Annotated in this window: 11 protein-coding genes and 1 pseudogene; 2 read left to right on the top strand and 10 right to left on the bottom strand. The window is 66.2% G+C overall.

Features of this window, described 5'->3' with window-relative positions:
* Positions 1 to 91: 91 nt before the first annotated feature.
* The 8 genes from BHE01S_RS01590 to BHE01S_RS01555 all read right to left on the bottom strand — a co-directional run bounded on the left by BHE01S_RS01590 (position 92) and on the right by BHE01S_RS01555 (position 8,368).
* Positions 92 to 1,462: a phospholipase A gene (locus tag BHE01S_RS01590; protein WP_245639605.1), complete on the bottom strand. Its 1,371-nt coding sequence runs from the start codon at positions 1,460 to 1,462 to the stop codon at positions 92 to 94.
* A 549-nt stretch (positions 1,463 to 2,011) separates the two neighbouring features.
* A complete protein-coding gene (locus BHE01S_RS01585) occupies positions 2,012 to 4,138 on the bottom strand; it encodes a phosphocholine-specific phospholipase C (protein ID WP_042259753.1) in 2,127 nt (708 codons plus the stop codon).
* Between the two features lie 89 nt (positions 4,139 to 4,227).
* The gene (locus BHE01S_RS01580) at positions 4,228 to 4,668 is read right to left on the bottom strand and encodes a hypothetical protein (RefSeq protein WP_042259749.1); all 441 of its coding nucleotides are present in this window, start codon (positions 4,666 to 4,668) and stop codon (positions 4,228 to 4,230) included.
* Between the two features lie 175 nt (positions 4,669 to 4,843).
* Positions 4,844 to 5,245, bottom strand: coding sequence for a PPC domain-containing DNA-binding protein (locus BHE01S_RS01575; protein ID WP_042259984.1), 402 nt, complete (start codon positions 5,243 to 5,245; stop codon positions 4,844 to 4,846).
* 123 nt (positions 5,246 to 5,368) lie between these two features.
* Positions 5,369 to 5,689: a DUF4148 domain-containing protein gene (locus BHE01S_RS01570; RefSeq protein ID WP_042259982.1), complete on the bottom strand. Its 321-nt coding sequence runs from the start codon at positions 5,687 to 5,689 to the stop codon at positions 5,369 to 5,371.
* 264 nt (positions 5,690 to 5,953) lie between these two features.
* Entirely contained in the window at positions 5,954 to 7,072 is a 1,119-nt protein-coding gene (locus tag BHE01S_RS01565) for a WD40/YVTN/BNR-like repeat-containing protein (protein ID WP_042259747.1), read from the bottom strand.
* Positions 7,073 to 7,130: 58 nt separating this feature from the next.
* Positions 7,131 to 7,400, bottom strand: coding sequence for a MoaD/ThiS family protein (locus BHE01S_RS01560; RefSeq protein ID WP_042259745.1), 270 nt, complete (start codon positions 7,398 to 7,400; stop codon positions 7,131 to 7,133).
* 164 nt (positions 7,401 to 7,564) lie between these two features.
* On the bottom strand, positions 7,565 to 8,368 hold the full coding sequence (locus BHE01S_RS01555; protein ID WP_042259742.1) for a membrane protein: 804 nt from the start codon (positions 8,366 to 8,368) through the stop codon (positions 7,565 to 7,567).
* 178 nt (positions 8,369 to 8,546) lie between these two features.
* Between BHE01S_RS01555 and gcvA the strand changes: the two genes are divergently transcribed.
* Positions 8,547 to 9,455, top strand: a complete 909-nt coding sequence (gene gcvA / locus BHE01S_RS01550) for a transcriptional regulator GcvA (protein WP_042259980.1) — start codon at positions 8,547 to 8,549, stop codon at positions 9,453 to 9,455.
* A gap of 22 nt (positions 9,456 to 9,477) precedes the next feature.
* On the opposite strand, the pseudogene BHE01S_RS01545 reads toward gcvA, so the two are convergent.
* Positions 9,478 to 10,635: pseudogene (locus BHE01S_RS01545) on the bottom strand (cysteine desulfurase family protein); the annotation flags it as partial.
* A 169-nt stretch (positions 10,636 to 10,804) separates the two neighbouring features.
* The gene (locus BHE01S_RS01540) at positions 10,805 to 11,068 is read right to left on the bottom strand and encodes a DUF6723 family protein (RefSeq protein ID WP_042259738.1); all 264 of its coding nucleotides are present in this window, start codon (positions 11,066 to 11,068) and stop codon (positions 10,805 to 10,807) included.
* Between the two features lie 214 nt (positions 11,069 to 11,282).
* Here BHE01S_RS01540 and BHE01S_RS01535 point away from each other — a divergent pair, with 214 nt between their 5' ends.
* Positions 11,283 to 12,551, top strand: a complete 1,269-nt coding sequence (locus tag BHE01S_RS01535; protein WP_042259736.1) for a multidrug effflux MFS transporter — start codon at positions 11,283 to 11,285, stop codon at positions 12,549 to 12,551.
* The last annotated feature ends 4 nt before the right edge of the window (positions 12,552 to 12,555 follow it).

Here is a 12,555-nt window from a genome sequence, read left to right as displayed (position 1 = left end):
ATGGCGCACTGCCGGTGCAGCGCGCAAACACGGTGCCCGATGCGTTGCCACCGGCGGCGACAGGAGATCACGGCGACATCCGCACCCGCAATCACCGCGACAGACTGAAGCCGATGCGCGCCGCCCAGCGGTGCTGGTTGTAGTCGAGAAGATCCTCGCCATAGCCGTTGAAATAGCCGATCCACAAGTAGCCGCCCCAGGCGTTGCCGAACAGCTTGGCAAGTGGGTATGTGAATTGCGCATCGACGCTGCCGTACCACGATTTCGTGCCCTTTCTCAGCGTGGTCGCGAGTTGCCAGCCATCCGGGCTGCCGTATTTGACCAGCAGATCGACATACCCGCGATAGTCGGCAATATTCGAGTTCTCCCCGGCAATGTGCGTGTAGCCATAGATCTTCGGTGCGATGGTCAAGTGGTTCGCGTTGAGATCGCCGAAGTCCCAGATCGGCTTCACGTAGAAGTAGTCCAGGCCGCGCGATTCCGGTCCGTCTTCCCCGTTCGAGTCGTGCTCGTAGCCCGCTTCGATACCCATGCGCGTGAACCATTTCGATCTCCACCCGGTATCCTCGAGGTAATAGAACAGTGCGGGCATATAGCTCGTATCGCGGAACGGCGCGGAATACTCATTGATGTCCCACAACGAGGTTTGCGTATATGCGAAATAGAGGTTGTCGACGAAACCTCTGGAGCGCGGATCGTCCGGCAACACAAAGCGGAATTTGAAGCTGACCTGGAATTTCGCGAGATCCGAGTCGTTCGAGGCAAAGCCGTCCGCGAAATAATTCGGTTGGTAAAACGAAAAGCGGCCCGCGATAATCGTGGTCAAATCCGGCACGAGCGAATTCGAAGGCTTCACAGTCGAAGGCGGCATTTGTGAAGCGAGCGACTCGTTTCCCGCCATCGGCCCCTCGGCGGAGCCAAGGGCCAGTGGAGTGGATGCGGACCCAACGGCCGCTGCGGTTGCAGAGGCTGGCGCGGGCGCATTCGCCGTGGCCTCGCGAGGCTTGCGCGTGAGCAGGACCACGGAAGGCGAAACGTCGACGCCGGGCACGTCCACTCTCACGGCACCGCGCGCCCACTCGGGCCAGGGCGCGCGATAACTCACCGCCTTCATTTCCCCGGCCGCGAGCCGCACGTGCTCGGGCGCGCCGGGGTCGCGCGTGAGCAGCACAGTCCTCGGCAACTGCTCGCCGTTGGTGAGCGCAATGCTCAAGGTGCGCGGCACGTCGACCGAGGTGCCGGAGGGTGCGTCGCCCGTGTAGACGATGGTCACCACGAGCGGCTCGTCGGACCTGGCTTCGCGCGGCGGCCGCATGATCGACACGGCCGCGCGACTCGCCGGCATATAACCGGCGAGCGTGGCCACGGCCAGCGTCAGGCACGCCAGCCTTGCCCATGGCAGCCCGGCGCTCTGCTCGGAACGGGAAGCGGAAATCCTGCAAGATGCCATTCGACTCGCCACGTTGCCTCCTTGTATCGCCAGAATGATTCGCCGCGCGGCGAATTCAGCCGATGCTGTTCTACGAGTGAAGCGTGGTGCATTCGGGAATCGTGCCCTATTCCTTGTTATTCGCTGTTACATGTAGGATGCCGAAACGGGTTGCCGCCGCTGCCATGATCAAAATGGTTCGTTCGGACTTCGCATGCCGAACTGAAGATTACTCCCGCCGAAGAGGATCAGTGGGCGAAAGTGGCCGACGGTATGCGCAATAACGCCAAACCCGTGGATGATCTGATCCAGCCGCAGCATGGCAAGGCGCGCTCGCGACGGAGGATCGGCGATGAAGCTCCATGTGTTGAAGTTTGCATTCCTTTGTATCGCGACGACGCTGCGCGATGCAGCCTGCACAGGCGCGCGCGTACGTCAATGTCGGAGTGGGCATTGGTATTCCGGGGGCGTTCTACGCGCCGCCGCCGGCACGCGCGCGCTAGCGCGCCCCTTGCTCGATTACACGGCAAACAAAAAGCCACGGCTCGCGAAAGCCGTGGCTCACCTCAGTCCTCAGCGGTATCAGGCGCCGAGTGCGGGATCGCTATAGCTCGGGCGGCCCGTCTCGACGTGCCCTGCAATGCGGCGCACGAACGTCGCATCGCTATCGACGGTGATCGTCAGGTCGTACCAGCCGAACGCGTTGCGCAGGTCGAGATAAAGCTGCGCGGTGTCGCCGCCGGGCACGGTGCGCTGGATCTTCGCGCCCGGATCATACGCGTTGACGATCGTGAACCGGCAACGCGCGCCGCCCCGATTCTCGAGGCGCAGTTGCAGGTTGCCGTTCGCCACGTCGTAGCCCTCGGCCACTTCGGGGCGCGCCGTTTCATTGCCGCCCAGCCAGCCCAACCCGCCCGACTTGACCTGCGTGCCCGCGAAACGGCGCAGAAAACCGTTCGGCCCATGCACGCTGAAGTCGTACGCGCCGCTGGCGCCAATCGCGAGCTTGTCCTGCAGATGCTTGCCGGCTTCGACCGTATAGGTGCGCGGCGCATCGGTGCTGCCTGCCGTGTAGACGAGGAACACGGCACCGGCGCGGCCCGAATTGACGAAGCGCGCGGTGACATCGCCCGCGCCGGCATTGGCATCGAAGCGCACGAACAGCTCGTACGGCAGCGCGCGCGCGTTGCGCACGCCCGCTTCCTGCTTCGGCACGCTGCCCACGACCGGCGGCACCGGCACGTAGTCGGGGTGACGCAGCTTGTCGGGCGGCGCATAGCCTGTCGTGGAAGGCAGCGCGGGGACCGCCGCGTTGGGCGTGGCGAAGTTGAACGCCGACGTGAGGTCGCCACACACGGCGCGCCGCCACGGCGTGATGTTCGGCTCGCGCAGGTCGTGATGCAGACCGAAGCGCTTCTCGATGAAGCGGATCACGGAAGTATGGTCGAACGTTTCCGAGCACACCCAGCCGCCGCGCGACCACGGCGAGACCACGAGCATCGGCACACGCGGTCCGAGGCCGTACGGGCCCGCCGCGTACTTGCTGCTGCCCGGGAAGATTTCGTTCGTCGTGTCGACGGTCGACAGGCCGTTCGCGCTCGAAGCCGGCGGGAACGGGGGCGCCAGGTGATCGAAGAAACCGTCGTTCTCGTCGTAGTTCACGAGCAGGACGGTCTTGCTCCAGAGGTCCGGGTTCGACGTGAGGATCTGCAGCACCTGGTCGACGTACCACGCGCCATAGTTCGCGGGCCAGTTCGGATGCTCCGAGTACGCCTCGGGCGCAACGATCCACGAGACCTGCGGCAGCGCATTGTTCGCCACGTCCTGCTTGAGCACATCGAAATAGCCGCCGCCCGCCAGCACGTTCGTGCCCGTGCGTGCGCGGTCATACAGCGGATTGCCGGGCTGCGCGTTCTGGTATTGATGGAAATACAGCAGCGAGTTGTCGCCGTAGTTGCCGATGTACGGGTTGTCGCCCGTCCAGCCCCATGAGCCCCTGGCGTCGAGGCCTTCGCCCACGTCCTGATAGATCTTCCACGTGATGCCCGCGCCCTGCAGGACTTCGGGATACGTGGACCAGCCATAGCCCGCTTCCGCGTTGTCGATCACCTGGCCGCCGCCGCTGCCGTCGTTGCCCACCCAGCCGGTCCACATATAGTAGCGGTTCGGGTCGGTCGCGGTCATCGTCGAGCAGTGGTACGCGTCGCAAATCGTGAAGGCGTCGGCGAGCTGGTAGTGAAACGGAATGTCGTCGCGCGTGAGATAGGCCATCGTGGTCGTGCCCTTGGCGGGCACCCACTGGTCGTAGCGGCCGCTGTTCCAGGCCGCGTGCGTCGTGGTCCAGTCGTGCGGCAGATCCTGGATGAACTGCAGGCCCAGGTTGGACGCGGTGGGATGGAACGGCAGCACCTCGCCCACACCGCCGGCCGCGAGCGGCTGGTTCCATACAGGCTTGCCGGTGGGCAGCGTGATCGCGCGCGTGTCGCCAAAGCCGCGCACGCCGCGCAGCGTGCCAAAGTAGTGGTCGAAGGAGCGGTTCTCCTGCATGAGGATCACGATGTGCTCGACATCGCGGATGCTCCCCGTGCGATTGTTTGCCGGAATCGCGAGCGCATTGCGGATGCCCTGCGGCAGCATCGTCAGGGCGGTGGCCGAACCGGCGCTCATCGCGGCGGTGCGGAGAAAGTCACGGCGGCTTCTCGATGTCATCTTGTGGTTTCCATCTTCAGGTTGAGAAAGGCACGCACGGCATGCCGCCTCGACGGGCGGCAGGCGGCAAGGCCGCGCGGCCGGGTACGTCAATCGGCGGTGTGGATAACGGGTGTGACAAGCGGTTCGATTTGCGCGGCTTGTGTGTCTCGCGCGCTCCCGCTGGCGGGCGCCTTCGCCGGCGACCGTACGGCGTTCGCAGGCAAGGCTACGCCGGCGTTTGCCGTACTGTTCGCACTATCTGGGAGATTCGATGCGCCCGCATCCGGCGCCAGCGTGAATGCGTTGGCAAGCGGCGGGTGCTGCGGATCGCCGCCTGGCTGTGCTTGCGCAAGTTCGCGTGCGGCGCTCGTGGTGAGCGCGGCGCGCGTATCGCCGTCGCGAGCACTGCAAGCGCCAAGCGTATAAAGCGCGGCGCATGCAAGCAGCATGGCAGGCGCACGCATCGTCGTGAATGCAGCGGGCCGGCTCAAACGTCTGCGCGACCCGCCTGCCAAAAGCAGGCGCGCCGGCGCGGATTCGACCGTCATCGAAGTCTCCGTCCAGATAGAGGCACAACAACGGCTCGAGGAGCGGCCCGAGCGGGATCTCGCGCGCAACACGTGCAACTGCGCAGACGGCAGCGAGGCAACGCCGAAGCATAGCGATGCCGCTTTTAAATTTTGTGACGATGCGTGGTGCCGCTCGAATGGCGGCGCAGGCGGATCAACCCGGCGCGTTGCGGATCTGCAGTTCCGCGTAGCCGGTCGAGGAATCGAACTCCCGCGAGAAACGATGGCCGGGCAGCAGGACCAGCAGCAGTTCCGCCGTGGTGCGCACTGTGCAGCCGCGCGCGACGTGTCCGCCCAGCACGCGGCCCTGCGCGTCGGACACAGACATGTGCAGGTGGGCGCCATCGGGCGACACCGAGCCCGCGAGCGTGAGGATTTCGAGGTCGCCGCGCAATTCGGTCGGCGTCTCGGCGCCGGCGAATCGCAACTGCGCGACGCTCAGGCTGCCGATGCCCTGAATGACGAACGCCGCATGCGAGGCTTGCTGGCCGAGCAGGCTTTCGACGGCGATGCGCAGATCGTCGCCGGGAGACAGCCGTACGGGATGGATTTGCATGCTGGGCTCGGTGTCGCCGTATCCGGGACAGGTTAGGCCGGGACGAAGCATGAGGCAAGTCGCGCCATGGGCATCGGCCCGCTCGAAGCGGGCCGCCCTTGCATGCATGCCTTCACGCGCCGGTCACGGATGCGCGTAGATCGGGTCGAAGCCGGGAATGTCGTGCGGAGCCGAAGCCGTAGCCGCGCCCGCTGCCGATGAACCATTCGCCACGCCGCCGAACGCCGACGCCGCCGCGCCGTTCAGCGCACTCACCTTCGCTTCGGCGGCCTCGATGTGCTGCGGATAGTCGTTGTAGTCGGCCGCCGGGTTGTAGCCGGCCTTTTCGAGCTGCACCAGTTCGGCGCGGACCTGGGCACGCGTGAGCGGCTCGGCCGACTGCGCGAAGGAGACGACGGGAACAGCGACAACAGCGGCAACGATCAGCGACTTGATGAGTTTCATGGTATCCACCTGTAAGCAATGAGTTGGTTCGGACCACGATTGCGTGGCTCGTGCGTCCAGTCTTTTCGATGTCTCTTGTGCGACGTCGCTGACTGGCATGGGTGTATTTGACCGCCCGCACGTATCCGGCTTGTTTCCGCGCCCCCCTGCTTTTGCAAGCCTCCTTGTCCGTAGCCACGGTGGATACACAAGGATACAAAAACCCTCGCTGCTCCTGCATTTCGCTCAACGACACCTCTTTCGGGCGCGGGCGCAAGACTTCCGTCACCCAAACCGCACGCAATACACCGGCGGCAAGTGCGCCGAAACGAGCCGCCAGTTCTCGCCGCCGTCGTCCGAGGTCCAGAGCGCTCCCGTAGTCGACCCCATCGCTAGACGCGTACCGGAGTCGTCGACGTCAAGGCCATGCCGATACACAAGGTCGTACGCGGGCGCCGCCGGCAAGCCGTTCGAAAAACGCTCGAACGTGCGCCCGCCGTCGCGCGTACGCGTCACGACAAACCGGCCATCCACGGGAACGCGGTACTGGTCCTTTTGGGCCGGCACGAACCACGCGGTGTCCGGCTCGCGCGGATGCACCGCGACCGCGAAACCGAAGCTCGACGGCTGCGCTTCGATGCGACGCCAGTGCGCCGCGCCATCGGTCGAACGGAAGATCGCGCAATGATGCTGGGTCCACAGCACATCGGGATTCGCCGCGCATTGCACCACGCGGTGCGGATCCTGCACGTTGGGTTCGCCGCGCCGCTCGGGCGGCATGTAGTCGGCCTCCATGCCCTCGGCCGTGAGGCGCCAGCTGGCGCCGCCATCGCCCGTCTGCCAGACGCCGCCGCACGACACCCCCACCGTCACGTGCCGGCTGTCGCGCGGATCGACCATCACCGAATGAATGCCCGGCGCGTCGTAGCCGCCGCCCGCCCATTCGCGCCGCTCCGGGCGGTCCCACAGCGCCCGGTTGAGCTCCCAGCTGTCGCCGCCGTCGGCGGAGCGGAACAGGCCGCCCGGTATCGTGCCGGCCCACAGCACGCCCGGCTCGTCCGCGCCGCCCGGTTCGAGCGACCAGATCTGCTGGAGCGACCATGGCGCGGGCAAGCGGCCCAACGCGTCCGGCTCGCCGGCCTGAATGTCCTCGGCCGGTTGTGGCGGATACACGGGCATCGCGCATTCCTCCCAGTCCGCCATGCCCGCACGCCGGCGATGCAGCTTCACGCCGAAGTGGCCCAGGTTGAGCGCGGCATAGAGCGAGCCGTCGCGCGCGTCGGGCATCACCATGCTCACCGGCTCGCCGACGAATTCGGGTTCGCCGATTGCCCAGCCGCCCTTTCCATCGCCTTGCAGAACGAACAGCCCCTTGCGGGTTGCGACCAGCAGTCGATCGCTCATCTCGCTTGCCCTCCTGTCGACCCGGAGTCAGCGCTCCGGTCCCATGCAAAGTGGCGGCTCATCCGCCGGACAGCGCCTGCACGACGTACACCCGGCTCTGCTCGCCGAGCGGGTCGCTCAAATGCTCCCGGTCGCGCAGACGAATGCCGTCCACGAACACGGCCAGATGTTTACGCAAGGCGCCCTGATCGTCGAGGATATAGCCGCGCAAACGAGGCTGCTCGGCAAACACGGCATCGAACGCCTCGCGAAGCGTGCGCGCGTCGATCTCGCGCTCGGGCGTCGCGACGTGCCGCTGAATCGAAGCTGCAAAGAAGAGGTGCGCCATGGCGGTCCGGCGGCGCGGAAGTGGCCGCGTCCGCCGGTTCTGTAGTTTAGGCCATTTGCAAGGGGCTTCGAGACGATACGGGAGCCCGGATGCCAGGTTGTCCTGCGATGCGGCGCAGCAAGCGCGGCGAGAACGGCTCGACCCGCCGCAAGCCAAGCCCGCCGTTACGGCGCGCTGCCTTCGGCCCTGGACTTGCCGCGCAGGCACGGTGTCGGCAGACGCATGCGGTACAAGGAAAACGCCTGGATCGTGAGCACGCAGAGAATCGCGGTCCCGTAGGCCGCCAGCAGGTTCCAGCGCGTGAGCGTGAGGCTCAGCACGAAGAAGAACGACGCGAAACCCAGCAGTCCTGTGGTCATGCCGCGCATCAGTTGCTGCGCGGCTTCATGACCGATCAGGCGGTGCGCGAACACCGCGAGGATGATCGCCATGAACGGGAACGACGCGAGCACGCCGCTCGCCTCGGGTCCGACGTAAGGCGCGATCAGTGTGACGCTCACGACGAGGCCGGCAATGAGCGCCATGCGCGACGGCAAATCCCACCACGGCGGCGTGAGCCGCGCCGTTCTTGCCGGCTTGTTGGGAATCAGGTTGAGCGCCAGGGCGATGGCCAGAATGGCGAAGAGATAAAGACCGTTGGCAGGCAGCGCGCTCCATTGCAGCACGAGGGCCACGAGGGCGAACGTCCCGCCTGCGGCCGCCAGCGCCACCTTCCATCCGCGCGCCGCGGCCCTGCAATAAACGACGCAAAACGCCGCCTGCGCAGCCGTTGCGACGAGCGATCCCGCGGTAGCCCGCGCGGCGAACGCCGGTCCGTGCTCCAGCGCGAGAAAAACGGAGACCGGCCCCGATGTGAGCGGCAGCCCCACCAGCAACCCGCCGACCGCTTCGCCCCAACGGCGGGCGGCGAGACTGGCGGCCATCAACAACAACGGCGTAACGACGAGCTTGAAAAGCAGAAGATCCATGATGAGCGACGCGGTGCGGAGAATGCCAACCTTCAGGAATGCGCCGCGGGCGTGGTCCTGGTCAGGTTACGTCCTGCGGCTCGATGCTCATATTGAAGCCCGTCAACGCGGCTGACAAACCATTTGTCGTCATATAATGCGTGAGCAAAACTCACACGTCATGCACGCACCCGGCTCCATGTTCGACCGCCTTCCCCCGCTGCAAACCCTGCGCGCCTTCGAGGCCACCGGGCGGCTTCTCAGCATGACGCTGGCGGCACAGGAACTGCACGTCACGCACGGCGCCGTGAGCCGGCACATCAAGACGCTCGAAAGCCATCTGGGCGTGGCGCTGTTCCAGCGCCTCACGCGGCGTATCGTCCTGACCGAGGCGGGCGCCGAATTCCTGCTGGCCGTGAACCGCGCGCTTGCTGAACTGACCAAGGAGTCCGAGCGCCTGCGCACGCGAGACAGCGTCTCGCGCCTGAAGATCAACGCCAGCGTGTCCTTTGCGAACCGCTGGCTCGCGCCGCGCCTGCATCGCCTCAAGGCGCGCCATCCGGAACTCGACGTCCACCTCGACGTGACCGACAAATACGTGGATCTCAACGACTCGGATGTGGATGTGGCGATTCGCTACGGCAGCGGACGCTATCCGCGCGTGCTGGCCGAGCGCATTCTCGACGAGACCGTGACGCCAGTCTGCAGTGCTGAATATCGGGCGAAGATGGGCGGCATGGCATCGGTCGAGAGTCTCGCGCGCTGCACCTTGCTGCACGAGGGCGGCATGCTCGCGAACTGGGAGCAATGGCTGGCGCTGGCGGGATTGAGCGGCGTGCGCAGCGATCGCGGCACGGCCTACAGCCATGGGAGCCTCGCGATCGAGGCGGCGATCCGCGGCGAAGGCGTCGCGCTGGGGCGCAGCGTGATCGTGGCGGACGACATCGCCGCCGGCCGGCTCGTCGCGCCGTTCCCGCAGTTGCGTCTCGAGTCCGAGCGCGGCCACGATCTCGTCTACCGCATCGGCAGCCGCGACGACCCCAAGGTGCGCGCCGTGCGTGACTGGCTCGGCGATGAAATCCGCCTCTTTCTCGCCGGGTCCGGTTAAGCGCGAATCAGGTTCAAGCGGCTGCCGCAGCCGGCAGACATGGCGCCACGGCGCGACGAATGCACTCCACCGCGAAATCGACGTCTTCTGTCTTCGTGAAGCGCCCGAGGCTCAGGCGCACCGTGCGGTTTGCCGCTTCTTCGCCGACCCCGATGGCCGTGAGCACGTGCGAGGGCGTGCCCGCCGCCGAGTTGCAGGCCGACGTCGACGAGATCGCGAGGTCGCCGGTCAGCAGGAACGGGAAGAAGCCCGGCAGATCGATCGTGAGGCTCAGCGTATGGGGAATGCGCCTCGCGCGCGCGGCGTTGAGCGTGACGCCCGGCAACGCGAGCACCTCGGCCAGCAGGCGCTCCGCGAGGCGTGCGATGCGCTCGCTGTCCGCTTGCAGCGCCTCGCGCGCAATCACGCACGCGACACCCATGCCGACGATCTGATGCGTGGCCAGCGTGCCCGAGCGCAGACCGCGCTCGTGACCGCCGCCGTGCATTTGCGGCGCGATGCGCTCGAACGCCTCGCGGCTCACATAGATCGCGCCGATGCCCTTCGGCCCGTACACCTTGTGCGCCGACATCGAGAGCAGGTCGATGCCCATTGCCTTCACGTCGATGGGCGTCTTGCCGAGCGCCTGCGCCGCATCGACGTGCAGCAGCGCGCCGGCGGCATGCACCACGCGCGCAATCGCCGCGATGTCTGTGAGCGTGCCCAGTTCGTTGTTGACCAGCATGAGCGAGACGAGACCGGTGTCGGGCGTGAGCGCGGCGGCCACGGCCCCTGCCGTGATTTCGCCGTGCGCGTCCGGTGCGAGCCGCGTGACGGCCATGCCGCGCGCTTCGAGGCTCGTCATCGTGTCGAGAATGGCCTTGTGCTCGAGCTGGCTCGTGATGAGATGGCGCTTTTGCGTCGCGCGGTCCGCGTAGCCCTTGAGCGCAAGATTGTTCGACTCGGTCGCGCCGGAAGTCCAGACGATCTCCTCGGCATCGGCGCCGATGAGCGCCGCCACGTCCTTGCGCGCCTGCTCGACGAGCCGGCGCGCCCGCTGGCCCGCGCCATGCGAACTGGAGGCGGGGTTGCCGAAATCGCCTTCCATGCCCAGACAGCCGAACATCGCCTCGATCACCCGCGGGTCCGCAGGAGTAGTCGCGGCGTAGTCAAAGTAACGCAAATCGCCCTTCTCGCTCATCTTCGTTTCTCGCACAACGGAATGGCGAAAATGCTACGCGTCGGGCGCTAAAAAATGGTTCCAAAAACAGGCGGATTCTCCAAAGGTCGGAGTATTCATTTCTCCTCGACTGGCTTATCGCGAAATGAAATTCTCGGCATACCCTGCGCCTTCGGCCCGCAGTCCCGACTCACCCTTCGGGCATGGCAATGTCCGCACGAATCAGCTCGTCCGCGAGCGTGAGTGCCTGTTGCCTGGCGAGCGGTCCCGTTGCGCACGGCCCCGGGCGCGGACAGCCGTCGAACGGATAGATGAGCCGCCCATCGGTCTTGCGGCGAATCCGCAGCAATCCATAGTAGCGGCCCGCGCCGTCGATCTGCTCGCCGCAGAAGACGTCGTAGTCTTGTGCGCTGGTCGGGCGGCGCACGGCCTCTTTCGGCCTTTTCTCTGGCATGTCGGCACTCCGGGGCTATCCAGGGCGAGATATGCGGATGGCCAGCAAGCGTCGCGCCTGAGAGGGGCGTCGCACGGAATCCGGCGATAACGGGCACAATACGCGCCTACGCGTCGCGCCGGACACTGTGTTCGTGATTCGAACATGCCTGCCGAAGAGGCAGCCCGATCGCCCCCCGCGCCGCCGCACCGGAATCCGCCCTGTTCACGCTGTCATGACCCACGCTCTGCCCGAACGTCCAGCCACCGCCGCGCGCCCGGCGAACTCGCCGCGCTTCCTGCTGTTCCTGATCTGCCTGTTCGCCTCCGCCGGACAGCTCGCCATCGACATCTACGTGCCCGCGCTGCCGGCCATGGCGCGCTACTTCGCGACTTCGCCGCAGGCGATCCAGTCGAGCGTGTCCGGTTATCTGGCCGCCTACGCGCTGGGCCAACTCATCTTCGGGCCGATTTCCGACGCCCTCGGGCGCAAGCGCGTGCTGGCCTTCGGCCTCGTGGTGTACACGATCGGCTGCCTGCTTTCGCTGGCCGCGCCGAACCTGGAAACCTTCGTGCTGGCGCGCTGCCTGCAGGGCTTCGGCATCGCCGCGACCAATCTGCTCGCAAAAGCCATCATCACCGACTCGTTCGTGGGCACCGCGCTCATGCACGCGTTCACCTACATGTCGATTACATGGGGGCTCGCGCCGATCATCGCGCCGGTGATCGGCGCGCATCTGCAGGAGCTGTTCGGCTGGAAGGCCTGCCTCGTGTTCCTGCTCGTCTACTCGCTCGCGATGTGGGCGCTGCTGTGGCGCTTTCGCGAGACCTTGCGGCAGCCGGTGCATCTGGAACCGCGCACGCTCGTCGCGAATGCGGGCAAGGTGCTCGCGAGCCCGGTGTTCCAGAGCTGCTTTCTCGCCCAGGGCCTGTGCTACAGCATCCTGCTCGTCTTCAACGTCGTCGGGCCGTTCATGGTGCAGAACACGCTGCACAGGCCGCCTACCTTCTTCGGCTATCTCGCGCTCGGCATCGGCCTGATGTATTTCCTGGGCGGCCTCTCGAACCGGCTCCACGGCCCGCGCCTGCCCACTCCGGAGCAACGTCTGCGCGTGGGCGCGCGCGTGATGGCGGGCGCGGCAATCGCCATGCTCGTGCTCGCGCTCACAGTGGGCCTGCGCGTGTGGACGCTTGCCGTTCCCGTACTCGTGATGGGTCTCTCCGCGGGGGCGATGTATCCCACGCTGATGGCCAAGGGCAATTCGCTGTTCCCGCACATTGCGGGTTTGACGAGCGCGATCCTGGGCTGCGCGCTGCTGCTCGTTTCCGCGGCGATGATGGGGCTGGCCGGTTTCGTCTCCGTGCACGTGCTCACGCCGCTCGCGGTGTTCTTCGTGCTGCTCGCGCTCACCGTCGTCGTGATGGTGACGAAGCTGCTGCGCTACCTCGCGCAGAGCGAGGCTGCCGCCGCCGCGCTCGCGCAGCGCAGCGGCGAGGCGGCCTGAGCCG

This window comes from Paraburkholderia heleia NBRC 101817 (assembly GCF_000739775.1).
Classification (GTDB): Bacteria; Pseudomonadota; Gammaproteobacteria; order Burkholderiales; family Burkholderiaceae; genus Paraburkholderia; species Paraburkholderia heleia.
Note: the sequence above shows the minus strand (reverse complement) of the source record. Positions and strands in the feature narration are given on the sequence as shown.